The sequence below is a fragment of the Streptomyces iranensis genome (genome assembly GCF_017874715.1).
GTDB classification, from domain to species: Bacteria; Actinomycetota; Actinomycetes; order Streptomycetales; family Streptomycetaceae; genus Streptomyces; species Streptomyces iranensis.
The window spans coordinates 327,060-350,893 of record NZ_JAGGLR010000006.1 but is presented as its reverse complement, the minus strand read 5'-3'; the positions used below and the strand labels follow the sequence as shown (position 1 = coordinate 350,893).

The following is a 23,834-nucleotide window of genomic DNA, read 5'->3' as shown; positions in this document are numbered from 1 at the left end:
ACACGACCCATGACAAGCTGCCCATCCGGATGCTGCACGACCGCGTGCTGGTCCGCACCGACATTCCGGAGGGCGAACGCCGGTCGTCCGGCGGAATCGTCATCCCCGCCACTGCGGCGGTCGGCCGGCGGCTGGCCTGGGCCGAGGTGGTCGCGGTCGGGCAGAACGTACGGACCGTGGAGCCCGGTGACCGGGTGCTCTACGACCCGGAGGATCGGGCCGAGGTCGAGGTCCGCGGGGTCGCCTACGTACTGATGCGGGAGCGCGATCTGCACGCGGTGGCCGCGGAGCGGCTGGAGGGCGCGGACGACTCCACGGGCCTTTACCTGTAGGACTGCCTGTAGGACTGCCTACTGCCTGTAGGGCCGCCCAGGGGTGCCCGCCGGGTCTTGGCGCCTGCGGCGGGCTGTTCCCCTCCCCGCCCCTTCCCACAACTGGGGCTCCGCCCCAGACCCCGGGCCGTGGCTGCGCCCCAGACCCCGGGGCAGTGGCTGCGCCCCAGAGTCCGGGCCGTGGCTCCGCCCCAGACCCCGGGGTCCAGGGGCGGAGCCCCTGCCACGCGGCGGAGCCGCATATCGATGCCGCGGGAAGGGGCGGGGAGGGGAAAGAGTCGTCGCAACTCCAGCGCTTCGCTGGACGTGCCCGACCTGCCGTCGGTCGTCTGCGGCGACCGCGGTCGGCCGTTCGCGCCCACGCGGCGGAGCCGCACATCGACACAGCCCCGCGCCCCTTCGGGGCGCCCCTCAGCCGCCCACCGGGCCTCCTGGGTCGCCACCGGGATCACCTGGCCCACCCGGGTCGCCGGGACCGCCGGGGCCGCCCGGACCGGGCTCGGTCGTCGGGCCGCCGGTGGGGAAGTCCGTCGGCGGGGTGGGGATCGTCGGCTCGTCCGTCGGCAGGGTCGGCGGGGTGTAGGTCGGTGCCGTGGGGACCGAGGTGTCCGGCGGCGCGCCGGTCGGGGGAGTGGTGACCACCGGCGGCGGGGAGCCCGGAGGCTGCTGGGTCTCGGAGCCGTCGGGGGCGCCCGCGCCGTCCTCCAGCCGCAGATCGAACTCGGCCGGTTCCTTGCCGTCCAGTGCCCCCGATGTGTACTGCGCCCAGATCTCGGCGGGGTAGCCGCCGCCGTTGATCCGCTCCAGGCCCGTCGCCCCGTACAGCGGCTTCTGCACGCCCGTATTGGAGTCCTGGCCCATCACCGCGACCACGGTCGCCAGATCCGGGGTGTAGCCCGCGAACCAGGCGGCCTTGTCCTCCTCCGCGGTGCCGGTCTTGCCCGCCGCCGGGCGCTCGGCGGCCTGGGCGGCGGTGCCGGTGCCGCCGTCGACCACGCTCTGCAGTATCGAGGTGGTGGTGTCGGCGGCGCCGCGCGGGATGGCCTGACGGCTCTCCCGCGCCGGGAGCTTGATCCGCGCACCGTCCTTGGTGACCTCATCGACCAGGCTGTACCGGCCGTGCTCACCGTGGTTGGCGAGGGTCGCGTACGCCTCGGTCATGTCCAGCACGCTCGCGGTGGCCGGGCCGAGCGCGATCGAGGGGGAGGCGTGCAGATCGGGGGTGCTCTTGGGGACGCCCAGGTCGATGGCGGTCTGCTTGACCTTGGAGGGGCCGACGTCCTCGGCCATCTGCGCGTACACCGAGTTCACCGAGTTGTCGGTGGCCGTGGTGACGTCGATGTCGCCGTAGTCCACGTCGTCCTCGTTGGCGGGGGCGTAGCCGGTGGGCCCGTCGGAGCCGATGACCTCGCGCTTGTTGTCGCCGTTGTAGAGGGTGTCCGGCGTGATCGTCTGGCCGTCCTGGGTGGTGGCGCCATAGCGCACCGCCGAGGTGAAGACGAATGGCTTGAAGGTGGACCCCACCTGGTAGTCACGGCGGGTCGCGTTGTTGACGAACTGCTTGGTGTAGTCGATCCCGCCGTAGAGGGCGACCACCTTCCCGGTCTTGGGGTCGATCGAGGCGCCGCCCGCGCGGACGTAGGCGTCGACCTTGCGGTCCTTGCTGAGCTTGCTCATCAGCCGGTCGCGCACGGCCTCCGTGAAGGAGTCCTGCTTGTCCTTGTCGATCGTGGTGGTGATGCGGTAGCCGCCGCGCGCCAGAGTCTGCTCGTCGATGATCCCGTTGCTGGTGAGGTAGTCCTCGACGGCCTCGATGAGATAGCCGCGCTGGCCGGACATGCCGGAGGGGGCCTTGGCCTCGGAGGGCCCGGGGAAGGTCATCTTCTGCCGCTCGGCCCTGGTCAGCCAGTGCTTCTTCACCATGCCGTCGAGCACGTAGTTCCAGCGGGCCACGGCCCGGCCCTTGTTCTGCGGATGGGCGACGATGTCGTAGGAGCTGGGGGCGTTCAGCAGGGTGGCGAGATACGCGCCCTGGGCGGTGTTGAGCTCGCCGATGTCCTTGCCGTAGTACGCCTGGGCGGCGGCCTGGATCCCGTAGGCGTTGCGCCCGAAGTAGCTGGTGTTGAGATAGCCCTCGAGGATCTTGTCCTTGCTCACCTCGCGGTCCAGCTTGATCGCGATGAAGAACTCCTTGGCCTTGCGGGAGACCGTCTGCTCCTGGTCCAGGTAGTAGTTCTTCACGTACTGCTGGGTGATGGTGGAGCCGGACTGCTTGCCCTTGCCGGTGGCGGTGTTCCAGGCGGCCCGGATCATCGCCTGGGGGTCGATGGCCGACTCCGAGTAGAAGTCCCGGTCCTCGGCCGCCAGCACCGCGTGCTGGATCCGCTTGGGCACCTGGCTGAGCTGTACGCTCTCCCGGTTGACCGCGCCCTCGCGGGCCAGCTGGGAGCCGTCGGAGTAGAGGAAGACATTGCTCTGGGCGATGGCGGCCTTGTTGGCCGGGGGGATGTCGACGAGCAGATAGCCGGTGACGAGCCCGCCCGCGACCAGCAGGACGATCAGCAGGAAGCCGCCGAGGACCATGCGCCAGGTGGGCAGCAGACGGCGCCATCCGGTGCGCTGGGGACGCCCCTTTCTGCCCTTGGCCGGTTTGCCCTCGGGGAGGCCGTCCGCACGGTGCGGCGTGTCGTGGTTGCCATCGTCGGTGCCGGGCCGGTCACCCAGTCCGGCCGCGTTGCCACCATCGATCAACTGGGGCTCGTCGCTCATGTCTCCTGAGACTCCTCGGCCGCCGTCGAGGGTTGCGCGGCGGCAGGATCGTGCACGGTCGGGCGATTCGCGTCGTACGCCCGATAAAACACTGTCGCATCATCCGTTCCGGGCCGAGGACGAGGCGCGCACCTGTGACTGGTCTGTGACCGGTCGAATGGATGATTCCGCTCACACCATCCGGTGAATAATGCCTGGCCGCCTCTCCCGTCACCCCGCTAGGCTCCGGATTTTGGCGCCGTTCGGGGCGGTGCGGTCGGGCCGGTCGGGCGATGCGGTCGGGGAGGGAGGCAGGAGCGGATGCGGCTGTACACGGCCGTCGCGGTCAGCGGCTTCAAACGCTACGCGACGTATCGGGTCGCCACGGTGGCCGGGGTCTTCACCAACACGGTTTTCGGCTTCATCCTCGCCTACACCTACACCGCGCTGTGGAACGAGCGGCCGCACCTCGGCGGTTACGACCACGCCCAGGCGCTGACCTTCGTCTGGCTCGGCCAGGCGCTGCTGGCGGCCATCGGGCTGCTGGGCGGCGGCTTCGAGGAGGAGTTGCAGGAGCGCATCCGCTCCGGTGACATCGCCGTGGACCTCTACCGCCCCGTCGACCTCCAGACCTGGTGGCTGGCCACCGAGCTCGGCCGGGCGCTGTTCCAGCTGCTGGGGCGCGGCGTGGTGCCGATGGCGATCGGGGCGCTGGTCTTCGAACTCCGCATGCCCGCCTCGCCCTTGACCTGGCTGTGGTTCCTGCTGACCGTGGCGCTCGCGGTGTGCGTCGGCTTCGCGGTGCGCTATCTGGTGTCGCTCGCCTCCTTCTGGCTGCTCGACGGGGCGGGTCTTTCCATGCTGAGCGGGCTGCTGTGCCTGTTCTTCTCCGGGATGATCCTGCCGCTCAACGTCTTCCCCGGGCAGCTGGGCGAGATCGCCCGCGCGCTGCCCTGGGCGGCGATGCTCCAGGTGCCCGCGGATGTCTTCCTGGAGGAGCGCCGGGGCTCGGGGCTGCTGGAGGCGTTCGCCTTCCAGGCGGGGTGGGCGGTGGTGCTGCTGGCGGCCGGCCGTGCGCTGCAGTCGGCGGCGACCCGGAAGGTGGTGGTCCAGGGTGGCTGAGTCCGCCGTGGCCAACGGGCTGCGGGCCTACGGCCTGATCGTCGGGATGTGGGTGCGCTCCACGATGGCGTATCGCACCTCGTTCCTGATCATGACGCTGGGGAACTTCCTCGCGACCGGTCTTGACTTCGTCACGATCGCGCTGATGTTCACTCACATCGGGGAGCTGGGCGGCTTCACCCTGGACGAGGTCGCCTTCCTCTACGGCACCACCAGCGTCGCCTTCGGCCTCGCCGATCTCGTGCTGGGCACCATGGGCCGGCTGGGCCGGCGGGTGCGCGACGGCACGATGGACACCCTGCTGGTGCGGCCGGTGCCGATACTCGCCCAGGTGGCCGCCGACCGCTTCGCGCTGCGCCGGCTGGGCCGGATCACCCAGGCGGCGGTGGTGCTCGGCTGGTCGCTGGCCCGGCTGGACATCGACTGGACGGTGGACCGGGCGCTGCTGATGCCGGTGATGCTGCTGAGCGGGGGCGCCATCTTCGGGGCGCTGTTCGTGCTCGGCGGCGCCTTCCAGTTCTGGGCCAAGGACGCCTCCGAGGTGCAGAGCGCCTTCACCTTCGGCGGGACCACGCTGCTGGAGTACCCGCCGACGGTCTTCGGCAAGGAACTGCTGCGGGGCGTCACCTTCGTCATCCCGCTGGCCTTCGTCAACTGGCTCCCGGCGCTGCACATCCTGGGCCGGCCCGATCCGCTGGGGCTCCCGGCCTGGATCGGCTTCGCGGCGCCGCTGGTCGCGGGCGGCTGCTGTGCGGTGGCGGGGCTGGCGTGGCGGGCGGGGCTGCGCGCGTATCAGAGCACGGGGAGCTGAGGGGAATGGCCGTGGGGAATGGCATGGGGAGTGCCGTGGACGATCTGATCGAGCTCGACGGCGTCGAGAAGGTCTTCCAGGTGCGGCGCAAGGCCGGGCTGATGCGCCGTGAGCGCCGCGAGGTGCGCGCCGTGGACGGCATCAGCTTCCGGGTGCCGCGCGGCGAGATGGTGGGCTACATCGGCCCGAACGGCGCCGGGAAGTCCACCACCATCAAGATGCTGACCGGGATCCTGGTGCCCAGCGGCGGACGGCTCAGGGTCGCCGGAATCGACCCCGCCAGGGAACGGACGAGGCTCGCGCGCCGGATCGGGGTGGTCTTCGGGCAGCGCACCACGCTGTGGTGGGATCTGCCGCTGCGCGACTCGTACGCGCTGGTGCGGCGGATGTACCGGATCCCCGACGACCGCTACCGGCACAACCTGGACCGCTGTGTGGAACTGCTCAACCTCGGTGCGCTGTTGGACGTGCCGGTGCGTCAGCTCTCGCTCGGCCAGCGGATGCGCGGCGATATCGCGGCCGCCCTGCTGCACGACCCCGAGGTGCTCTATCTCGACGAGCCGACCATCGGGCTCGACGTGGTCAGCAAGGCGAAGGTGCGGGAGTTCCTGCGCGATGTGAACGCCGAGCAGGGTACGACGGTGCTGCTCACCACCCACGATCTGACCGATATCGAGCTGCTGTGCAAGCGGGTGATGGTCATCGACCACGGGCGGCTGGTCTACGACGGCGGGCTGGACGGGCTGCACGCGGTGGGGGAGAGCGAACGCACCCTCGTGGTCGACCTGGAGCGGGAGCTGCCGCCCATCGAGGTCCCCGGCGCCCGGACGGTGCGGGTCGAGGGGCCCCGGCAGTGGCTGGCCTTCCCGGCGAACAGCAGCGCGGCGCCGATCGTCGCGGCGGTCGCCGACGGCTGGCCGCTGGTGGACCTCTCGGTGCGCGAACCCGAGATCGAGGACGTCATCGCGAGGATGCTGCACGGGGCGGAGGACCGGGCGGGGCGGACCTCGTGAGAGGGCGAGGGCGCGGTGTGCGAGAACGACGAGGGCACGGTGTGTGAGAGGGGCCAGGGCCGGTGCCCGCCATTAGTCTGTCCGTATGACGAGCGCTGGTTCTTCCCAGGGGGCGAGCCCCGACCTCCCGGACCCGGCCGGGATGCGGGCATCGGACGCCGAGCGTGAGCGGATCGCCGAGGTTCTCCGCGAGGCGGTCGCCGAAGGCCGCCTGGACATGGAGGAGTTCGATGAGCGGCTGGGCGCGGCCTACGCGGCGCGCACCCATGGCCAGCTGGAGCCGCTGGTACGGGACCTCCCGGTGCCCGGCAGCGCCGCTCCGGCCCCGCCGTCCCCCGCCGACCGCACCGGCTGGGCCGAGCGGATCGGCGGCATCCCGACCTCGAAGTGGGCCGTGGCGATCATGGGCGGCTTCCAGCGCAAGGGGACCTGGACCGTCCCGCGTGCCTTCACCGCCTTCGCCGTCATGGGCGGCGGTGAGATCGATCTGCGCGAGGCCCGGTTCGAGGGCCGCGATGTGGTGATCCGCTGCTTCGCGCTCATGGGCGGGGTGCAGATCATCGTCCCGCCGGACCTGGAGACGCATGTCAGTGGCATCGGTCTCATGGGTGGTTTCGACCACACCGGGTCCGCCGACGGGGATCCCACCGGCCCTCGGGTGACCGTGACCGGCCTCGCGCTCTTCGGCGGGGTCAGCGTCGAGCGCAAGCTCCGCAAGGAGGAGCACCGGCGCATGAAGGAGGAGCGCCGTCGGCTGAAGGCCGAGCGCCGGGAGGAGCTGCGGAGCGCGCGGCGCGATGAGCGTGAGGAGCGGCGGCTGTCCCTGGAGAAGGAACGCCGCGAGGACTAGCCGACGACGGAGATTGGCACCTGCGGCGGGCTGTTCCTCACCCCGCCCCTTCCCACAACTGGGGCTCCGCCCCAGACCCCGCTCCTCAATCTCCCCCAGCTACCGCTGGGAGGTGCCCCCTGGAGGGGCTGGAAGGCGGGGCTCCGGCCCAGGCGCCGGGGTCCAGGGGCGGAGCCCTTGGTATCGGGAAGGGGCGGGTGGGGAACGACCCGGCCGACGTCCTCTAGAGCTCGGCCGCCGTGCGGCCCCGCAGGTGGTCCAGGTTCAGCGCTCGCGCCATCGCGCGGTAGCCGTCGTCGCTGGGGTGCAGATGGTCGCCCGAGTCGAACATCGGGCGCAGCCGCAGCGGGCTGATCGGGTCGCGCAGCGCCTTGTCGAAGTCCACGACCTCGTCGAAGACCCGCCCGGCGCGGATCTGCGTGTTGACCTGTTCGCGCACGGCGTCCAGCCGGGGGGTGTAGCCGCGGTGCCCGTAGAAGGGCGTCAGGGTGGCTCCGATGACCCGCAGGCCCCGGGCGTGGGCCTGCTCGGTCAGCCGCTTCAGACCCCACACGATCCGGTTGGGGTCGGTCTGGTGGGGGATGCGGAGTATGTCGTTGACGCCCAGCTCGATGATCACGGCCTTGACGCCCGTACGGGACAGTACGTCGCGGTCGAAGCGGGACAGCCCGCTGGGGTTGTTGGGCGGGAACTGCGTGCCGTCGCTCAGTACGCGGTTGCCGCTGATGCCCTGGTTGAGAACGCCGAAGCGGGGCGCCCCGGGCTCGCTGCGCAGCCGCTCGGAGAGGAAGTCCGTCCACCGGTGGTTGGCCCCGGCGGTGGAGGTGATTCCGTCGGTGATCGAGTCGCCCAGCACCGCGACGGCGCCCTCGGCCTGCTTGGACCACACGTCCACACCGGTCAGATAGCGCCAGTACGGGCTCTGCTGGGTGTAGGCGGAGCCCGCCGTGTCCTCCGTACGGTCGCCACGCGCCATGTACGACGTCTGGCGGGCGTGCGGGTGGTAGGTCACGGAGCCGGACGCCTGCGGGGTGTAGGTGGTGACCAGCAGATCGGCCGCGTCCGGGACGGCGAGCCGCACCGGGTCGCTGGCGGCGGCCTTACCGGGCGGGATCGTCACCCAGGTGCGGTTGTTGAAGGTGAGACGGCGCATGGTGCCGGCGGCCGCGGTGGGGTTGCTGGGCGCGGCGGCCAGTGCCACCGAGGCATGCGTGATCGTCAGCGGACGGCTGCTGTAGAAGTTCGAGAGCTGGATCCGGGTGCTGGTGCCGCCGATGCTGGTGTGCACCACGTTCCGTATCGACATGCCCGAGGGGCCGCCGCGCAGCGCCCTCGGCTCGGCGGCCGCGGCCGAGGTCGACCAGGTGCCCACCCAGGCACCGGCCGAGGCCGGGGCGGCCGAGCCGCGGGCTCCCTGCGCACGGGGGTCCGAACCGTCCTTGTCGCCACCGAGCCCGATGAATATCGCGGTGGAGACGAGGACCACCACAGCCGCCAGCGCAGCGAGCACGGCATACCCCGTGCGTCTGGGCATTGGGGGCACGCTCATGGGCGGGTTGTCTCCTCGGGCAGACGGAGCCCGAGGCTCCGGAAGTGGACGGGAACGGCGGGTGGTATCCGGCAATGCCGATGCGGTCCGGTCGGTCTCCCATGATCCCATGGTGGGACCCGGCTCCGCCCGTCGGCCTGCCCCCAATGTGCTGGGTCGCTCCCCCGGACAGACGACGGGAACTCACCGTTCGTTCCACACATGGGCGACTGAGACCGGAAAGAGACAATGCATGGGGAGACGGGTCGACCAGGTGGAGCGTATGGAGCGAAGAACGACGGGTGAGACGGCGGCCCCGCCGTCTCGGGGCGCGGCCGTGCCCTTCGTCACGGACAGCCCCCTCGACGTGGAGCGGCGGCGCGGGGTGCGCCGGATGAAGGCGTTCGCCACCGGACTGCTCCTCGGCGTCGCACTGGTGTACGTGCTCGCCACCTGGGCGCGGTCCTCCGGCATCGACGGCTGGCCCGGCTATGTGGCCGCGGCCGCCGAGGCGGGCATGGTGGGCGCCCTGGCCGACTGGTTCGCGGTCACCGCGCTCTTCCGGCGGCCCATGGGGCTGCCGATTCCCCATACGGCGATCATCCCCACCAAGAAGGACCAGCTCGGGGCCAGCCTCGGGGAGTTCGTCGGGGAGAACTTCCTCTCCGGCGACGTCGTACGGATGCGGCTGCGCGCGGTCGACATCGGCAGTCGGCTCGGCACCTGGCTGGCCGAGCCCGAGCACGCCGACCGGGTGACCGCCGAACTGGCCACCGCGCTGCGCGGCGCGCTCACGGTGCTGCGCGACTCCGATGTGCAGGCGGTGGTGGGCGAGGCGATCACCCGCCGGGCCGACAGCCAGGAGATCGCGCCGGGCCTGGGCAAGCTGCTGGAGCGGGTGGTCGCGGACGGCGGCCACCGCCGCGCCGTGGACCTGGTGTGTCTGCGCGCCCACGACTGGCTGGTGGAGCACAACGACTCGGTGATGCAGGCGGTGACCGGTGGCGCCCCCGGCTGGACGCCGAGGTTCGTGGACCGCAAGGTCGGCGAGCGCGTCTACAAGGAACTGCTGCGCTTCGTGACCGAGATGCGCGACATGCCCGACCATCCGGCGCGCGGCGCCCTGGACCGCTTCCTCACCGACTTCGCCGGGGACCTGCAGTCCGACACCGACACCCGGCTGCGGGTGGAGCGGGTGAAGAGCGAGGTGCTGGGGCGCGGCGACGTCCAGGACCTCATCGCCTCGGCCTGGGCCTCGGTGCGAGCGATGATCGTCGCGGCGGCGGAGGACGAGCGCAGCGAGCTGCGGCAGCGGGCGCGGGCGGCGATTCTGTCGCTGGGCAGCCGGATGGTGACGGACCGACGGCTGCGGGACAAGATCGACGGCTGGCTGGAGGACGCCGCCGTCTATGTGGTGACGACGTATCGGGACGAGATCACCTCGCTGATCACCGAGACGGTGGCGAGCTGGGACGCGGACCACACCTCGCGGAAGATCGAGGCGCACATCGGCCGTGATCTGCAGTTCATCCGGATCAACGGCACGGTGGTGGGTGCCCTGGCCGGGCTGGTGATCTATACGGTCTCGCGGACGCTGGGCGGATAGCGCGCGGGCGGTGGGAGTTGGCCCGCGGCGCCGGGCGGACAGCGCGCGGGCGGTGGGCGGTTGGCCCGCGGCGCCGGGCTGATTGCCGCGCCGCGGCTCTGGAAGGTGTACGCGGCCTGGCCTATGGTGCCCGCGTGCGACGTCGTGGAGGGCGTGCCGTGCTCGCCCGGGGGCTGTGGACGGCCGGTGAGCTCGCCGTCACCCTCGGGGTCGTGGTGCTGCTCTTCGTCGTCCACCAGCTGTGGTGGACCAACCGGCAGGCGAGGGCGGGCGCGCGGCACGAGGTGTCGGTGCTGGAGCGGCGGTGGCAGGACGGGGCGGTGGAGTCCGCGACGCCGAAGCCGGGGGCGACGGGATCCTCCGATTCCGCTCAGGGGGACGAAGGCGACCGTGACCGGTCGGCCGGGAGCGGCGCCGGGAGCCAAGGGCCGCGCCGGGACCAGGCGTACGCGGTGCTCAGGATCCCGCGTATCGGCCTTACGGTGCCCATCGCCGAGGGCATCAGCCGCGCGGCGGTGCTCAACAAGGGCTATGTGGGCCACTATCCGCGCACCGCCCAGCCGGGCCAGGCGGGCAACGTCGCCCTCGCGGGCCACCGCAACACCCACGGCGAGCCCTTCCGGCAGCTGGACGAGGTGCGCCCCGGCGACACGGTGCGCATCGACACCGCCGACGCCCGCTATACGTACGTGATCGAGCGCACCCTGCCGCGCACCTCGCCCGCCGACGGCACGGTGGTCGCGCGAGTGCCCTACAGCTCCGCCCACCCCCGCTACCGCTACACCGAGCCGGGCTACTACCTCACGCTGACGACCTGCACCCCCGAATTCACCTCCCGCTACCGCCTGGTGGTCTGGGCCCGGCTGAAGACCGCCGCGCCACGGGATGTCGGCGGGGGTCACTAGGGGATGTCGGGCGGTCGTGACGCCTGCGGCGGGCTGTTCCCCTCCCCGCCCCTTCCCGTAACTGGGGCTCCGCCCCAGACCCCAAACCGGGGCTTCGCCCCTTCCCGCAGTATCGATATGCGGCTCCGCCGCGTGGCGGGCCTTCGCCCAGACCCCCGGGGTCCAGGGGCGGAGCCCCTGGTGACGGGAAGGGGCGGGGAGGGGAAAATATCGATATGCGGCTCCGCCGCGTGGCCCCCGATCTGCTTAGACTGGCGGAGCCAGGAGGGGAGACCGGCCGGGAGAGGGGGACGTGACGGTGTCGCGACGACTTGAACGCTTGCGGACGCATCTGGGCGTCTGCCTGTTCCTGCTGACCGGGGTTCTGCTGACGCAGAGCGGTGTGGTCAGCGCCGTCGCCCTCGCCGCCACCGTCGCGACCACGACCGCCGTCGCCGCCGCGCTGGCCATGTGCGCGATCCTCGCCTCCCGTGGCCGGATGCCCGTCCCCGCCGGGCGGGTTCGCACCGCGATACGGGACCGGGAGCGCCGTACGGCGTTCCTGCCGCAGCGGGATCCCGATGCGGCCGGACGCCCGAGGCCCCGAGCGCCGGGCCGTCGCCTGCCGACGGCCGCGTAGGCGCACCGGGGCGGAGCCCCAATGGGGTCCAGGATCCGTACCGCCGCGCCACGCGGCTCGTCACGCCGATGTCTTCCTCACTCCGGCACGACGAGACCCGCGGAGGGCTCCCATGTCCCTTTTCTCTTCCCTCGGCTCCCTGTTGACCACCATGGCGGACGGACTCGATCCGCTCTTCGGCGCGTCCGCGGCGGCGGTCGCCATCATCCTGTTCACGCTGTGCGTCCGCGCCGCGCTGCATCCCCTCGCCCGCGCCGCGGTGCGCGGCGAGAAGGCGCGGGCCGCGCTCGCGCCGAAGATCACCGAGCTGGGCCGCAAGCACCGGGACGACCCCGAGCGGATGCGGCGCGCCATGGCGGAGCTCCAGACGAAGGAGGGCGCGTCACCGCTGGCGGGGTGTCTGCCGACGCTCGCCCAGCTTCCGGTCTTCTTCGTCATGTACCACGTGTTCTCCACCGGCAGCGGCGCCGGAGACCTCCTCGACCACACGCTCGCCGGGGCCCCGCTCGGCGCCGACTGGGGCGGGGTGCTCAGCGGTGGGCCGGGTCTGGTCTACTCCGGGCTCTTCGCGCTGATCGCGGCCGTGGCCACCTGGACGTATCTCCGCGCCCGTAAGGCGACGGTCCCCGGGGCGCCCGGAGTGGCCAGGGCGCTGCCGCTGCTGTCGTTCGGCACCCTCGTCACCGCCGCCGTGGTCCCGCTGGCGGCGGCGCTCTACCTGGCGACCAGCACGACCTGGACGGCGGTGGAGCGGGCCCTGCTGCACCGCTGACGACGACGCCGGCCGTGGTCACCCTTGAGACCGATGTCCCAGTCCGTGAATGAGGTCTTGCGGGCTGGACGCCCCTGAAGGGAGGATCAATCGGCCGGTAGGCGCCTCGCACCGGCCTGTGACCTCGGGAGTCTTGGGATGAAACTGCTGCGAGTCGGACCGGCGGGCGCGGAACGCCCCGCGCTGCTCGATCAGAACGGCACCCTGCGCGATCTGTCCGCCCTGGTCCCGGACATCGACGGCGCCCTCCTCGCCGATGAGGCCGCCCTCGCGCGGGTGCGCGCGGCGGCGGCCGCAGAGGGGGACGACGCGCTGCCCGCGATCGAGGACGGCGGGGTGCGGATCGGCCCGCCGCTCGGCCGTATCGGCAAGATCGTATGCATCGGGCTGAACTACCACGACCACGCCACCGAGACCGGCGCGAGCATCCCCGAAGAGCCCATCGTCTTCATGAAGGCCCCGGACACGGTCGTCGGCCCCGATGACACGGTCCTCGTCCCGCGCGGCAGCGTGAAGACCGACTGGGAGGTCGAGCTCGCCATCGTCATCGGCCGCACTGCCCGCTACCTCGACTCCGACGAGGCCGCCCTCGCCGCGGTCGCGGGCTACGCGGTGGCCCACGACGTCTCCGAGCGCGCCTTCCAGATCGAGCGCGGCGGCCAGTGGGACAAGGGCAAGAACTGCGAGACGTTCAACCCCCTGGGCCCCTGGCTGGTGACCGCCGACGAGGTCCCCGACCCGCAGGCCCTGGGCCTGCGCCTCTGGGTCAACGGCGAGCTCCAGCAGAACGGCAACACGGCGGACCAGATCTTCGGCGTGGCCGAGGTGGTCCGCTACCTCAGCCAGTTCATGACCCTCTACCCCGGCGATGTCATCAACACCGGTACCCCGGCGGGCGTGGCCATGGGCCGCCCCGAGCCCAAGCCGTACCTCCGCGCGGGCGATGTCGTCGAGCTCGAGATCGAGGGGCTGGGCCGCCAGCGCCAGGAGTTCAAGGACGCCTGACGCGGGACCGGATCATTTGGATGGGGGAGGGGCGGCCCCGCCGGGGCCGCCCCTCCCTCGACTCAGCCCTGGGCCGTCGACAGATAGCGCTCCAGCGCCTCCACCACCAGCGCGTGGTCCTCGGCCTGCGGCAGCCCCGAGACCGCGACCGCGCCGATGACGCCCGTGCCCGTCACATGGATCGGGAAGGCGCCCCCGTGCGCCGCGTACCGGTCGGGGGCGAGGCGCGAGGACTCCTCGAAGCTGCTGCCCTTGGCGCGGAAGCGGGTGCCGACCAGGAACGAGCTCGCCCCGTAGCGCTCCACGACCCGGCACTTGCGCTCCAGCCAGGCGTCGTTGTCGGGGGAGGTGCCCGGAAGCGCGCGGTGGAAGAGGCGCTGACCGGCGCGCTGGACGCCGATCGTCACGGCGGCGCCGCGCTCCTGGGCCAGGTCGGCGATGAGGCAGCCCAGCCGCCAGGCGTCGTCGTTGTCGAAGCGGGGGAGCCGCAGCCGGCGCTCCTGCTCCTCCAGCTCCGCCACGTGGGATATCGCGTCAGTGTGCTCGCTCATGCGGGGACCTCGATCCGGACGGTACGGCGCTCCGCGGCCGCCACCCGGGCCGCCGCCAGCACATGCAGGGTGGCCGCGGCCTCGGCGGCGGTGACCGGCGGCGGGGTGCCGTCGCGGAGGGCGGCGGCGACGGCGGCGTAGTACGCGGGGTAGTCGCCCCGGAGGGTCTCCACCGGAACGCCGCCGCCGGTCGTCGGGGACTCTCCCGCGCCCAGCCGGCCCCAGTCGCCCTCCGGTTCGGCGCCCCATGCGACGGACGGGTCGCCGGGGCGCAGCCCCTCGCGCAGGGCGGCCTCCTGCGGGTCGAGGCCGTACTTCACATAGCCGGACTCGCTGCCCAGCACCCGGAAGCGCGGGCCGAGCTGGGCGGTGGTCGCGCTCATCCACAGATGGGAGCGGACCCCGCCGGTGTGGGTGAGGGCGATGAAGGTGTCGTCGTCGGTCTGTGCCCCGGGACGGCGCACATCGACCTCGGCGTAGACGGACTCGACCGGGCCGAAGAGGGTGAGCGCCTGGTCGACCAGATGGCTGCCCAGGTCGTACAGCAGCCCGCCGGCCTCGGCAGGGTCGCCGGACTCCCGCCAGCCGCCCTTGAGCTGCGGCCGCCACCGCTCGTAGCGGGACTCGAAGCGCTGCACCTCGCCCAGCGCGCCCTCGGCGAGCAGCTTGCGGAGGGTGCGGAAGTCGTTGTCCCAGCGGCGGTTCTGGAAGACGGTCAGCAGCAGCCCGCGGGCCTCGGCGAGCGCGGCCAGCTCCTCGGCCTCGGCAGCGGTCGCGGCCAGCGGCTTGTCCACTACGGTCGGCAGCCCGGCCTCGAGGGCGGCGCGGGCGAGCGGGACATGGGTGCGGTTCGGGGAGGCGATGACGATCAGGTCCAGCTCATCCGCCCTGGCCCACACCTCATCGGCGGAGTCCACGAGCCGGACGTCGGGGAACTCGGCGCGCGCCTGCCGCTGCCGCTCCGGGCTGGAGGTGACGATGGTGTCGAGGACCAGTCCCTCGGTGGCCGCGATCAAGGGGGCGTGGAAGACGGATCCGGCCAGGCCGTAGCCGATCAGTCCCACTCGGGTGGTGCTGCTGTCATCGGTGGCATCCATGAAGCCCACTTTGACAACAGTGTTGCCAAAGTGCAAGCGGTGGCCACAATGGAGGGGTGAACAGCACGATGTCCGGAGCGGCCGGGCCCGGAGCCAATCTGACCGCCCTGCGCAGCCACAACGCCGCACTCGTCCTGCGACTGCTGCGGGACGCGGGCGAGGACGGCGTCAGCCGGCCGGAGCTGGCCGGGCGCACCGGCCTCACCCCCCAGGCGGTCAGCAAGATCACGGCCCGGCTGAGGGCGGAGGGGCTGCTGGCGGAGGCCGGTCAGCGCGCCTCGACCGGCGGCAAGCCGCCCACCGCGCTCCGGCTGGTCCCGGACGCCCGCCATGCGATCGGGCTCCAGCTCGACCGCGACGAGGTGACGGCGGTCCTGGTCGACCTCGCGGGCACCTCGGTCGCGGCCCGCTCGGCCCCCTTCGACTTCGGCGCGCCCGCGGAGGAGGCGCTCGCGGCGGCCACGGCCGAGGTCAGGGCGCTCCTCGCGGACGCGGCGGCGGGCGGCGGGCTGCTCGGCGTCGGCGTCGCCGCGCCCGGACCGCTCGACCACGGCTCGGGCGTGCTGCACCGCGTCACCGGCTTCCCCCAGTGGGACGGCTTCCCGCTGCGCGACGCGCTCGCCGACCTGCTCGCCCTCCCCGTCGTCCTCGACAAGGACACCAACGCCGCGGCGCTCGGGCTGGTGACCGCCGGGACCGCCGAGTCGGCCGCGTATCTCCACCTGGGCACCGGCCTGGGCGCCGGTCTGGTGCTCGGCGGGGATGTGTACCGGGGGGCGCGGACCGACGCGGGGGAGTTCGGGCACCAGGTGATACAGCTCGACGGGCCGCCCTGCGACTGCGGCAACAACGGCTGTCTGGAGGCGCTGTGCCTCGCCGCCGTCGCGCGTGGCGACCGTACGGACGCCGCGCGGCTGCTCGGCATCGGCGCGACCAACCTCGTACGGCTCCTCGACATCGACCGGGTGCTCCTGGGCGGCCGGATGGTGCTGGCCGACCCCGAGCCGTACGTTCGCGGTGTGGCCACGATGATCGCCGAGGACTCCGCCCGCGCCAGCCGCCCCCCGGTCTCCGTGGACGTCGTGGAGCGGGGCGAGCGGGCCGTCGTCGAGGGCGCCGCCCGGCTGGTGCTCGCACCGCTGTTCGCACTGGGCTGATCGAGGGGGATCCTGACCGCCAGTCGGGGGCAATCCGGGCCTGGTGCGGTGTGTCGGCGTGCGGACGCGGAATGTAGCGGAGTGCTCGGGGAAAACCGCAGCACAGCAGAGGTCACTCATGCGCTTGCCCACCGCACTGTCCCTACGAGCTGTCCTTCCGGCGGCCGCGCTCGCGTTCGCCCCGGCCCTCTATGGGGTCCCGGCGTACGCCGCCGAGGCCGAGCCCGCCGCCTGCGGGGACCGGAACGCCTCCGACTTTCCGATCGAAGCCCATCTGCGCGGCGGTCCTGACCAGTACGCCCTGGGCGGCGGCTGGCGCGGCTGGCACCTCGAACTGCGCAATGCCACGGACACCGGCTGCCGCGCCATCCACCCCATCGCCGTCCTGGTCGACCAGGCCCATCAACTGCGGCCCCGCCATATCGGCTTCGAGTTCCTTGACCCCTCCGCGGACGGCGGTGCCACCTGGCGGACCGTCTCCTTCCAGACCACGGACGAGGACGAGAACATCGGGGTCTTCGACGACCACTTCAAGGGCTTCACCGTGCCCGCGCACAAGACCGTCGACGTCCAGGTGCGCACGCGCTTCACCGCGGACGCGCCCGAGGGGCCGGTGACGGCCAACGCGATCGCCGTACAGCGGCGCGCGGACGACGGCGACTGGGTGGGGCAGTCGAACGACTACGTCTTCCGCATCGGCGGGGCGGCTACGGGTTCGGGTACGGGCTCGGATACGGATGCCGGTACTACGGGCACTGGTACCGGCACCGGCACCAGCACCGGAACCACGGGCCCGGACGCCGGAACGCGTACGAGGGCGGCCACGCGCTCCGGCGGGCTTACGGAGGCCGGGACGGACACCGGTGTCGGCGCCGGAGCCGCCACCGACGGGGACGCCGAGACGAAGCCCGCTCCGGAACCGACCACCCGTTCCAAGCGCCCCACGGCCACGCCGAGCCGAACGTCCGAGGAGACCGCCTCGGCCGCGCCGAGCCGGAAGCCGAGCGCCACCAGAAGCCCCGGCGCGATCCATAAGGAGAGCAGCCCGGCCGCGGTGCCGCCCCGTGCCGACAGCGACGTTGACGCCGACACGGAGGCGGACGCCGACGTCGGCGCGGAGGCCGACATCGACTCCGACCCCAGCGTCGAAGAGGACGCGGGGACCGGAGCGGATACCGGCACCGATACGGATTCCGAGTTGGGCGCGGATGTCGATACGGACATGGACACCGACCTCGGGGCGGACACGGATCCGGGCTCGGACTCAAGCGCGGACGCCGATACGGGCACCGACACCGAGACGGGTACTGACACCGGCACCGACACCGACACCGAGACGGGCTCCGACACCGGCACCGGTACCGACCTCGACGAGGGCCTGGAGACCGACACCGACCTCGGTACGGAGACCGATCCCGGCACTGACGTGGGGACCGACCTCGGCACCGACACCGGGCTGGGTACGGAGACCGACGACCCCGGCGCCGAAACCGACCCCGGACGCGAGCCCCAGACCGAGCCCAGCACCGGTACCGGCAGTGACGGCCGTCACGAGGAGGACGGCGGCCACGAGCGCGAGCACGAGCGGATGCCCGAACTCGCCGCGACGGGCCGTCACACCGCCCTGCTCGTGGGGCTCGGCGTCATCAGCGCCGCGCTCGTGACCTGCGGAACCGTCCTCGTGGTGAGGTCCCGGCGCTCGGGGGTCTGAAGTCCCGAACCCCCGGCGCCCTCACATCCGGCGCATGTACGAACTACTGGCCCCGGGGCCCCTCGCCCCGGCGGCGCAGTTCGTCGTCGACCTTGTCCGAGCCGGACTGGATCTGCTCCGAGTGCTTGCCGCCGGTCTTCTTGTCCGCGGTCTCGGACCCCTTACGAGCGCCCTTCCGGGCCTTGTCCGGGTTCTTGCTGATCGCGCCCTTGAGCTTGTCCATCATGCCCATCGCGGCCTCCTTACGGTCCGGCCTCACGGTCCGGCTCGTTCCACGGAGGGGCGGATTCCGCCCCTTCCCCAGGATCAGACACCTGTGCGGATCTGTCGCGCTGGGACGGAACGCGAACGGATGGCGAAACGGACGGCGAAACGGATGGCGTAACGGACGGCGAACGGATCGTGCTCCGGAACACAGGGCGGTCTCCCCAGCGCTTTCCCCGGTTACGCTGAGGTCGTCGTAGAGGCCGATTCCGAGCGGAGAGCAACCAGTGGCAGAGCGCAAGCCGATCGAGTCATGGCTCACCGACATGGACGGTGTGCTGATGCACGAGGGCATACCGGTGCCCGGTGCCGACGCTTTCATCAAGCGGCTGCGCGAATCCGACACGCCCTTCCTGGTGCTCACCAACAACTCCATCTACACCCCGCGCGACCTCCACGCCCGGCTGTCCCGGATCGGGCTGGACGTTCCGGTGGCCAACATCTGGACGTCGGCGCTGGCCAGCGCCCAGTTCCTGGACGAGCAGCGCCCCGGCGGCACCGCGTATGTCATCGGCGAGGCGGGGCTGACCACCGCGCTGCACGACATCGGCTACGTCCTTACGGATGTCGAGCCGGACTATGTGGTGCTCGGCGAGACCCGTACGTACAGCTTCGAGGCGCTCACCAAGGCCATCCGGCTGATCAACGACGGTGCGCGGTTCATCGCCACCAACCCCGATGAGATCGGCCCCTCCGCCGAGGGCGCGCTGCCCGCCACCGGCTCCGTGGCCGCGCTGATCACCAAGGCCACCGGCCAGGAGCCCTACTTCGTCGGCAAGCCCAACCCGCTGATGATGCGGTCCGGGCTGAACGCGATCGGCGCCCACTCCGAGTCCAGCGCGATGATCGGCGACCGGATGGACACGGATGTGCGGGCCGGGCTCGAGGCCGGTATGGAGACCTTCCTGGTGCTCACCGGGGTGACCAAGGCGGGAGAGGTGGACCGGTATCCGTACCGCCCGTCCACGGTCGTCGACTCCATCGCGGACCTCGTGGAACGCATCGCATGACCCGCGCGTGAGCCCTGGCACGACCCGCCGGTGAGCCCTGTGCCCCGGATGGCGCAGTAGGCGCCCGCAGCGGATGCGGGGCCCTGCCGGGCGCGTGAGCCTCTTGGTATCGGGAGGTTTCACCATGCGCATTGTCGCACTCACTCTCTGTAGCGCAGCGTGCGCCGTCGTCGCGGCGGTGACGGCCGCGGCTCCGGCCCTCGCCGAGCAGCGCCACTCCGCCACCACCACGATCCGGATCAGTCCGCGGGCCCTCGCCCCCGGCGCCGAGGTCGAGGTCTGGGCCTTCGGCTGCCCGGACCGGGTGGCCACTGCCTCGTCACCGGTGTTCGTGGACGACGCGGAGCTGACGCCCGAGGGGGACGCGCTCTTCAGCGAGGCGACGATCCGCTCGACGGCGGCCAAGGGGGCGCACCGGGTCACCCTGGACTGCGCGGACGGCGGCCTCGTCCGCGCGGACGGAACGGGCGCGGACAGCGCGGGCGGGGACGGGCAGGGCGGCGCGGGCGGGGTCGCCCTCGCCGTGGAGCGCCCGCCCTCGCCCGTCGCCCCCGTCCGCGCCGGCGGGGGCGGTACCGCGCCCGACGAGGCGCGGCCACGCGACGACATCGGCGCCGCGGAGGCGTACGGCCTGGTGCTCTCCGGCGGTACGGCCGTGGCCGTCGGCGGCCTCGCGGTCCACCGCCGCCGCCATCCCTCCCGTGCCGCGAGCTGACCCCCATGGATCTGGATACGGAGATGGACGGAAGCAACGGAAGCAACGGAAGCGATGGAAACGACGGAAACGACGGAAACATGGACGGCATCAGGAAGCGCTTCTCCAGCCTCGGACGGCCGGCCATCGGACTCGCCTGGGCGGCACTGCTGCTGGGCCTGTGGATGTGGGGCCGGGACGCGACGGAGGGCACGGGCGGTCCGGCGCCCATGACCGGGGACGTGGCCGCGGTCGGGCGGCCGTCCGCCCATCCGCTGCCCCCGGCGCACGCGCCGCTGGCCTCCGCCCGGCCGAAGCGGGTCGTGATCGAGGCGGCGGGGGTCCGCGCCCCCATCGTCGCCAGCGGCCTGGACCGCGACGGGGCCGTGCAGCCCCCGCCCTTCAGCCGCCCCGGCACGGTCGGCTGGTACCGCGCCGGCCCCGAGCCCGGCTCCCCGGGCGCCGCCCTGCTGGTCGGCCACCTGGACACGAAGAGCAAACCGGCGGTCTTCCACGAGCTGAGCGACCTCAAGCGGGGGGAGCGGGTGCGGGTCGCGCGATCGGACGGGACGACGGCGGAGTTCACGGTCGAGGACGTCGAGGTGGTGCCGGAGAAGCACTTCGACGCGCGACGGGTGTACGGGTCGCGGTCCCATGACCGCGCGGAGCTGCGGCTGATCACATGCGGGGGCAAGTACGACCGCTCGACCCGGACGTACTCGGCGAACGTCGTCGTCTCGGCCTACCTGACGGGCACGACGGGCTCCCCCGGCAACGTGTCGGCGGGCAGCCGCAGTGCGCCGCACTAGCCGGTGCGACGGCACCCCCTCCGAGGGCCGCGCCGCGCCGCGTCGCGGCTCGTCGTGGGCGTACGGGCGAAAAGCGGGGCGGGTCGTGGATGAGGGCACGGTGGTTCGGGGTGGTGTGTAAGGATTGATTCGACCGGTCTTGTCCCGCCGGGGGAGCGCCGTTTGTTCCCCGGAGCGTGCACCCAAGGGGGAGTGGATGTACGGCAGTTGCGCCGGCCGTTCGCATCACGTCGCCCGTGCCCACGTCGGCGCCCGCAGCCGTACCCGCGTGGTCTCCGTCGCCGGGGCGCTCTTGTCGTGCGCCGTGGTCTCCGGGTGTTTCGGGGCCTCGGAGGGGGACAGTGACCATGCCTCGCTCGCCGGGCAGCCGAAGCAGCGGCCCAAGGCCACGATCCCCTATTGGGTGAATCCGGACGGCAGCGCGGCGCGCCAGCTCGCGGCGTATCGGAAGAAGGGCGAGGACGGCGAGGCCAGGCTGATAGCGAAGATCGCGGAGCAGCCCGTCGCGGAGTGGCTGGGGGTGGACGACCCGGAGGGGCAGGCGCGGGGGTTCACCGCGGCCGCGGATCAGGTGAACCGGGATGCGCTGCTGGTCTTCTACAACATCCCGCACCGCGACTGCGGGCAGTACTCCAAGGGCGGCGCGGCCGATGGCGACGCCTATCGCATCTGGCTGGACAAGGTGGTCCGGGGGATCGGCGACCGCCGGGCGACGGTCGTCCTGGAGCCCGACGCGCTGCCGCACGTGGTGGACGGCTGTACGCCCAAGCAGTTCCACGAGGAGCGGTACGACTTACTGACCGGCGCGGTGGACAAGCTCAAGGGGCTGCCGCGCACCAAGGTCTATCTGGACGCCGGAAACCCCCACTGGATCAAGGACCCGCGCCGGATGGTCGAGCCGCTGAAGCGGGCCGGTATCCGTAAGGCCGACGGCTTCGCGCTGAACACCTCGAACTACCAGACGACCCAGGAGAACCGGGCCTACGGCAAGCGGCTGTCCGCGCTGATCGGCGGCAAGCCCTTCGTGATCGACACCAGCCGTAACGGCAATGGCCCGGTCCCGGGGAAGAACGACCCGCAGGCGTGGTGCAATCCGAAGGGCCGGGCGCTGGGCGAGAGGCCGACCGTCGACACCGGGGACAAGCGGATCGACGCCTATCTGTGGATCAAGCGTCCGGGCGAGTCGGACGGCACCTGCAAGGGCGGTCCCACCGCGGGTCGGTGGTGGCCCCGGTACGCGCTCGATCTCGCCCGTAACGCCGACCGTGGAAGTAGTTAGCCGTCACTTCCTCTTCGGGGCGGGCACCTTCACCCACGCCGCCTTCGACGGCGTTCCCTGGTCGTCCACCGCGTTGAGCATGTACCACCCCGGCGGCACCACGGACGAGTCCTTCGGCAGGGTCACCGTCACCCCGTCCTTCGTCCGGGTGAAGTCAAGGGCGATCGACCGCTGCTCGACATTGGTCACATGGGTGAAGGAGCCGGGCCGGATCAGCCGCATCTTGGTGATCGCCGATGCGTGCGCGGTCCGGTAAGTGGTCTTCCCGCCGAGCTTGACCGTCCTGGGCGCGGTGTCGGCGAGCTTCGGACGGGAGTCGCGGAAGAGATACGGCGGGGTGTAGAGGTCGATCTGCTGCTGGAACTCACCCGGCGTGGTGTTGGCCTTGTCGGCGAAGAGCGAGTCCGAGCCGAAGGTCATGACCCGGCCGTCCGGCAGGAGCAGCGCCCCCGAGTGGTAGTTGCGGCCCACCAGCGGATCGGCCACCGCGCGCGCGGTGTTGCTCTTCGGGTTGTAGAGCTCGGCCTTCAGCACGTTGGTGGCGCCGCGGCCCCGGTAGTCGCCCGAGCCGTTCGTGGTCAGAACGGTGTCATCGGGAAGGATCACACTGCTCGGATAGCGCACCTTCGCATACAGTTCCGGGCCATTGCGGAACCGCGGCTTATCGGCGTGCAGATCGACGATCCGGGTCTTCGCCGAGGACTTGGGGTCCTCGCCGACCCCGCCCCCGCCCTGCACCATGTACCGCTGGTCCTGCGCGGGCGGCAGCAGCACGGACATCGACGTCTCCAGGGCGTCGGAGTCGCTGATGCCCGGGACCACATCGAACCGATTGGTCTTCAGATCCCAGATGCCGGGCGTGCGGCCCTTGTCATCCGGGCCGTATCCGGCGTTCGAGCCGGTGTAGAAGACCCGGCCCTTGTCGGTCAGGAACAGCGCGGGGTAGGTCGGGAAGAAGCGCTTCTTGGGCAGGTACTTCCACTTCTTGGTCTTGGGGTCGTAGATCTCGTTCTTCCCCGGCACCACCTGGCCGATCTCGTCCAGCCCGGAGACCGCGAGCACCTTGCCGTCCTGGAGGGTGGTCAGGGTCGGATACCAGCGGGCCTCGTTCATCGGACCGACCGGGACATACCGCTCGGCCTCCGGGTCGAACTCATACGCCTGCTTGATGCCCTGGAAGTCCTTCTTGTCGAACGACAGCTTCTGGGCGATCCCGTAGAAGTTCCGCTTGTCCTTTCCCCTCAGCCCGGAGATCCGGTAATTGTCCTCGGTGCCGGTCTGGTACTTCTTGCCCTTGCGCAGCGCCTCCACATAGACCCGCGCCGTGCTCGCGGTGACGGTGACCTTCCCCTTGCGATTCTTGCTCTTCTTCGCGCGCGGAACGAGAATCGGGTCCTTGGACTCGAAGGTCTTGCCGCTCTCCTTCCCCGTGAAGCGGGTCCCGGCGGGGAGGGTCTTAGGCTTGTCGGGGCTCTCGTTGTGGACGAACATCAGTCCGCCCGCCTTCTCGACATTGCCCCTGAGCTTCTCATAGCGCTGGGTACCTCCCGCCACCAGCAGCTTTCCGTCCGGGAGCTGGCTGTGCCCGGAGCAGAAGAGGTCCTTGGGGGTGGGAATGTTGGTGAAGGTGTTCTGCTCCGGGTCCCATAGGACGCTGCGGAAGGATTTGGCGGCGAAGTTCTTGGCGTTGTTCCCGGAGCCGGCCACCAGCAGCACTTTGCCGGTGTGCAGCAGGGCGGCGTGGATCGTATTGATCCGGTATTCCTCGGGGACATCGACCACATCCCAGTGGCCGTTCTCCGCCTTGTACTCCGGTTGGTCGATTTTGTACGCGTGGTACTTGTCCGAGCTGAAACGGTAGAGGGCCGGGCCGTTCATCCCGGCCAGCACGAAGACAGCCGCCGCACCGATCCCGAAGCGGCGGGTGCGGCGACTCGGTCGGTACTTCACT

General features: G+C 71.6%; 22 protein-coding genes. 16 read left to right on the top strand and 6 right to left on the bottom strand.

Translation table 11 applies throughout. From position 1 onward, the window contains the following. Window positions 1-29: 29 nt before the first annotated feature. Window positions 30-332, top strand: coding sequence for a GroES family chaperonin (locus tag J2Z30_RS13335; RefSeq protein WP_044581870.1), 303 nt, complete (start codon window positions 30-32; stop codon window positions 330-332). Between the two features lie 411 nt (window positions 333-743). Here J2Z30_RS13335 and J2Z30_RS13330 read toward each other — a convergent pair whose 3' ends face one another. Beyond that, complete coding sequence (locus J2Z30_RS13330; protein WP_044574614.1) at window positions 744-3,101, bottom strand: transglycosylase domain-containing protein; 2,358 nt, start codon at window positions 3,099-3,101, stop codon at window positions 744-746. 300 nt (window positions 3,102-3,401) lie between these two features. Between J2Z30_RS13330 and J2Z30_RS13325 the strand changes: the two genes are divergently transcribed. From J2Z30_RS13325 to J2Z30_RS13310, 4 genes are all read left to right on the top strand, one after another. After that, on the top strand, window positions 3,402-4,202 hold the full coding sequence (locus J2Z30_RS13325; RefSeq protein ID WP_044574615.1) for an ABC transporter permease: 801 nt from the start codon (window positions 3,402-3,404) through the stop codon (window positions 4,200-4,202). A gap of 46 nt (window positions 4,203-4,248) precedes the next feature. Then, window positions 4,249-5,013 carry an ABC transporter permease gene (locus tag J2Z30_RS13320; protein WP_308279927.1) on the top strand — a complete coding sequence of 255 codons (765 nt, stop codon included), beginning with the start codon at window positions 4,249-4,251 and terminating at the stop codon, window positions 5,011-5,013. Window positions 5,014-5,018: 5 nt separating this feature from the next. After that, the gene (locus J2Z30_RS13315) at window positions 5,019-6,026 is read left to right on the top strand and encodes an ABC transporter ATP-binding protein (RefSeq protein ID WP_209468659.1); all 1,008 of its coding nucleotides are present in this window, start codon (window positions 5,019-5,021) and stop codon (window positions 6,024-6,026) included. 85 nt (window positions 6,027-6,111) lie between these two features. Further along, complete coding sequence (locus J2Z30_RS13310; RefSeq protein ID WP_063790966.1) at window positions 6,112-6,876, top strand: DUF1707 SHOCT-like domain-containing protein; 765 nt, start codon at window positions 6,112-6,114, stop codon at window positions 6,874-6,876. Between the two features lie 223 nt (window positions 6,877-7,099). On the opposite strand, the gene J2Z30_RS13305 is transcribed toward J2Z30_RS13310, so the two are convergent. After that, a complete protein-coding gene (locus tag J2Z30_RS13305; protein ID WP_044574619.1) occupies window positions 7,100-8,410 on the bottom strand; it encodes an SGNH/GDSL hydrolase family protein in 1,311 nt (436 codons plus the stop codon). 277 nt (window positions 8,411-8,687) lie between these two features. Here J2Z30_RS13305 and J2Z30_RS13300 point away from each other — a divergent pair, with 277 nt between their 5' ends. The 5 genes from J2Z30_RS13300 to J2Z30_RS13280 all read left to right on the top strand — a co-directional run bounded on the left by J2Z30_RS13300 (window position 8,688) and on the right by J2Z30_RS13280 (window position 13,311). After that, the gene (locus tag J2Z30_RS13300) at window positions 8,688-10,010 is read left to right on the top strand and encodes a DUF445 domain-containing protein (RefSeq protein WP_372453272.1); all 1,323 of its coding nucleotides are present in this window, start codon (window positions 8,688-8,690) and stop codon (window positions 10,008-10,010) included. Window positions 10,011-10,144: 134 nt separating this feature from the next. Continuing rightward, window positions 10,145-10,915 carry a class E sortase gene (locus J2Z30_RS13295; RefSeq protein WP_044574622.1) on the top strand — a complete coding sequence of 257 codons (771 nt, stop codon included), beginning with the start codon at window positions 10,145-10,147 and terminating at the stop codon, window positions 10,913-10,915. Between the two features lie 298 nt (window positions 10,916-11,213). Next, the gene (locus J2Z30_RS13290) at window positions 11,214-11,534 is read left to right on the top strand and encodes a DUF6412 domain-containing protein (RefSeq protein WP_044581873.1); all 321 of its coding nucleotides are present in this window, start codon (window positions 11,214-11,216) and stop codon (window positions 11,532-11,534) included. A gap of 112 nt (window positions 11,535-11,646) precedes the next feature. Further along, the gene (locus J2Z30_RS13285; RefSeq protein ID WP_044574624.1) at window positions 11,647-12,306 is read left to right on the top strand and encodes a YidC/Oxa1 family membrane protein insertase; all 660 of its coding nucleotides are present in this window, start codon (window positions 11,647-11,649) and stop codon (window positions 12,304-12,306) included. A gap of 138 nt (window positions 12,307-12,444) precedes the next feature. Continuing rightward, window positions 12,445-13,311 carry a fumarylacetoacetate hydrolase family protein gene (locus tag J2Z30_RS13280; protein WP_044574625.1) on the top strand — a complete coding sequence of 289 codons (867 nt, stop codon included), beginning with the start codon at window positions 12,445-12,447 and terminating at the stop codon, window positions 13,309-13,311. 62 nt (window positions 13,312-13,373) lie between these two features. Here the strand turns inward: J2Z30_RS13280 and J2Z30_RS13275 are convergent, their stop codons facing one another. Both J2Z30_RS13275 and J2Z30_RS13270 read right to left on the bottom strand, forming a co-directional pair. Continuing rightward, window positions 13,374-13,862, bottom strand: coding sequence for a heme-degrading domain-containing protein (locus J2Z30_RS13275; protein ID WP_044574627.1), 489 nt, complete (start codon window positions 13,860-13,862; stop codon window positions 13,374-13,376). Continuing rightward, a complete protein-coding gene (locus J2Z30_RS13270; protein WP_044581874.1) occupies window positions 13,859-14,959 on the bottom strand; it encodes a Gfo/Idh/MocA family protein in 1,101 nt (366 codons plus the stop codon). The genes J2Z30_RS13275 and J2Z30_RS13270 overlap by 4 nt, the downstream gene beginning before the upstream one ends. A gap of 68 nt (window positions 14,960-15,027) precedes the next feature. Between J2Z30_RS13270 and J2Z30_RS13265 the strand changes: the two genes are divergently transcribed. Both J2Z30_RS13265 and J2Z30_RS13260 read left to right on the top strand, forming a co-directional pair. After that, window positions 15,028-16,116, top strand: a complete 1,089-nt coding sequence (locus tag J2Z30_RS13265; protein ID WP_044581875.1) for an ROK family transcriptional regulator — start codon at window positions 15,028-15,030, stop codon at window positions 16,114-16,116. 118 nt (window positions 16,117-16,234) lie between these two features. Then, window positions 16,235-17,827 carry a hypothetical protein gene (locus tag J2Z30_RS13260; RefSeq protein WP_052701546.1) on the top strand — a complete coding sequence of 531 codons (1,593 nt, stop codon included), beginning with the start codon at window positions 16,235-16,237 and terminating at the stop codon, window positions 17,825-17,827. A gap of 43 nt (window positions 17,828-17,870) precedes the next feature. Here the strand turns inward: J2Z30_RS13260 and J2Z30_RS13255 are convergent, their stop codons facing one another. Further along, window positions 17,871-18,059, bottom strand: coding sequence for an antitoxin (locus J2Z30_RS13255; protein ID WP_044574629.1), 189 nt, complete (start codon window positions 18,057-18,059; stop codon window positions 17,871-17,873). A 259-nt stretch (window positions 18,060-18,318) separates the two neighbouring features. On the opposite strand from J2Z30_RS13255, the gene J2Z30_RS13250 reads away from it, so the two are divergent. The 4 genes from J2Z30_RS13250 (at window position 18,319) to J2Z30_RS13235 (ending at window position 21,883) form a co-directional block, all read left to right on the top strand. Next, window positions 18,319-19,101, top strand: a complete 783-nt coding sequence (locus J2Z30_RS13250; RefSeq protein ID WP_044574631.1) for an HAD-IIA family hydrolase — start codon at window positions 18,319-18,321, stop codon at window positions 19,099-19,101. 124 nt (window positions 19,102-19,225) lie between these two features. Then, on the top strand, window positions 19,226-19,816 hold the full coding sequence (locus J2Z30_RS13245) for a hypothetical protein (protein ID WP_044574633.1): 591 nt from the start codon (window positions 19,226-19,228) through the stop codon (window positions 19,814-19,816). Between the two features lie 80 nt (window positions 19,817-19,896). Beyond that, on the top strand, window positions 19,897-20,604 hold the full coding sequence (locus tag J2Z30_RS13240) for a class F sortase (protein ID WP_107073555.1): 708 nt from the start codon (window positions 19,897-19,899) through the stop codon (window positions 20,602-20,604). A 196-nt stretch (window positions 20,605-20,800) separates the two neighbouring features. Continuing rightward, complete coding sequence (locus J2Z30_RS13235; RefSeq protein ID WP_044574635.1) at window positions 20,801-21,883, top strand: glycoside hydrolase family 6 protein; 1,083 nt, start codon at window positions 20,801-20,803, stop codon at window positions 21,881-21,883. A 3-nt stretch (window positions 21,884-21,886) separates the two neighbouring features. On the opposite strand, the gene glxA is transcribed toward J2Z30_RS13235, so the two are convergent. Continuing rightward, a complete protein-coding gene (gene glxA, locus J2Z30_RS13230; RefSeq protein WP_044574637.1) occupies window positions 21,887-23,833 on the bottom strand; it encodes a radical copper oxidase GlxA in 1,947 nt (648 codons plus the stop codon). Window position 23,834: the final 1 nt, after the last annotated feature.

Excerpts from the sequence above, each read along its gene's own strand:
- J2Z30_RS13245 (WP_044574633.1), top strand. The coding sequence starts at position 19,226 with ATGCGCATTGTCGCACTCACTCTCTGTAGCGCAGCGTGCGCCGTCGTC.
- J2Z30_RS13320 (WP_308279927.1), top strand. The coding sequence starts at position 4,249 with ATGTGGGTGCGCTCCACGATGGCGTATCGCACCTCGTTCCTGATCATG.
- J2Z30_RS13285 (WP_044574624.1), top strand. The coding sequence starts at position 11,647 with ATGTCCCTTTTCTCTTCCCTCGGCTCCCTGTTGACCACCATGGCGGAC.
- J2Z30_RS13275 (WP_044574627.1), bottom strand. The coding sequence starts at position 13,862 with ATGAGCGAGCACACTGACGCGATATCCCACGTGGCGGAGCTGGAGGAG.
- J2Z30_RS13300 (WP_372453272.1), top strand. The coding sequence starts at position 8,688 with ATGGAGCGAAGAACGACGGGTGAGACGGCGGCCCCGCCGTCTCGGGGC.
- J2Z30_RS13270 (WP_044581874.1), bottom strand. The coding sequence starts at position 14,959 with ATGGATGCCACCGATGACAGCAGCACCACCCGAGTGGGACTGATCGGC.
- J2Z30_RS13260 (WP_052701546.1), top strand. The coding sequence starts at position 16,235 with ATGCGCTTGCCCACCGCACTGTCCCTACGAGCTGTCCTTCCGGCGGCC.
- J2Z30_RS13240 (WP_107073555.1), top strand. The coding sequence starts at position 19,897 with ATGGACGGCATCAGGAAGCGCTTCTCCAGCCTCGGACGGCCGGCCATC.
- J2Z30_RS13335 (WP_044581870.1), top strand. The coding sequence starts at position 30 with ATGCTGCACGACCGCGTGCTGGTCCGCACCGACATTCCGGAGGGCGAA.
- J2Z30_RS13265 (WP_044581875.1), top strand. The coding sequence starts at position 15,028 with ATGTCCGGAGCGGCCGGGCCCGGAGCCAATCTGACCGCCCTGCGCAGC.
- J2Z30_RS13315 (WP_209468659.1), top strand. The coding sequence starts at position 5,019 with ATGGCCGTGGGGAATGGCATGGGGAGTGCCGTGGACGATCTGATCGAG.
- J2Z30_RS13235 (WP_044574635.1), top strand. The coding sequence starts at position 20,801 with ATGTACGGCAGTTGCGCCGGCCGTTCGCATCACGTCGCCCGTGCCCAC.
- J2Z30_RS13255 (WP_044574629.1), bottom strand. The coding sequence starts at position 18,059 with ATGGGCATGATGGACAAGCTCAAGGGCGCGATCAGCAAGAACCCGGAC.
- J2Z30_RS13310 (WP_063790966.1), top strand. The coding sequence starts at position 6,112 with ATGACGAGCGCTGGTTCTTCCCAGGGGGCGAGCCCCGACCTCCCGGAC.
- J2Z30_RS13330 (WP_044574614.1), bottom strand. The coding sequence starts at position 3,101 with ATGAGCGACGAGCCCCAGTTGATCGATGGTGGCAACGCGGCCGGACTG.
- J2Z30_RS13305 (WP_044574619.1), bottom strand. The coding sequence starts at position 8,410 with ATGCCCAGACGCACGGGGTATGCCGTGCTCGCTGCGCTGGCGGCTGTG.
- J2Z30_RS13325 (WP_044574615.1), top strand. The coding sequence starts at position 3,402 with ATGCGGCTGTACACGGCCGTCGCGGTCAGCGGCTTCAAACGCTACGCG.
- J2Z30_RS13280 (WP_044574625.1), top strand. The coding sequence starts at position 12,445 with ATGAAACTGCTGCGAGTCGGACCGGCGGGCGCGGAACGCCCCGCGCTG.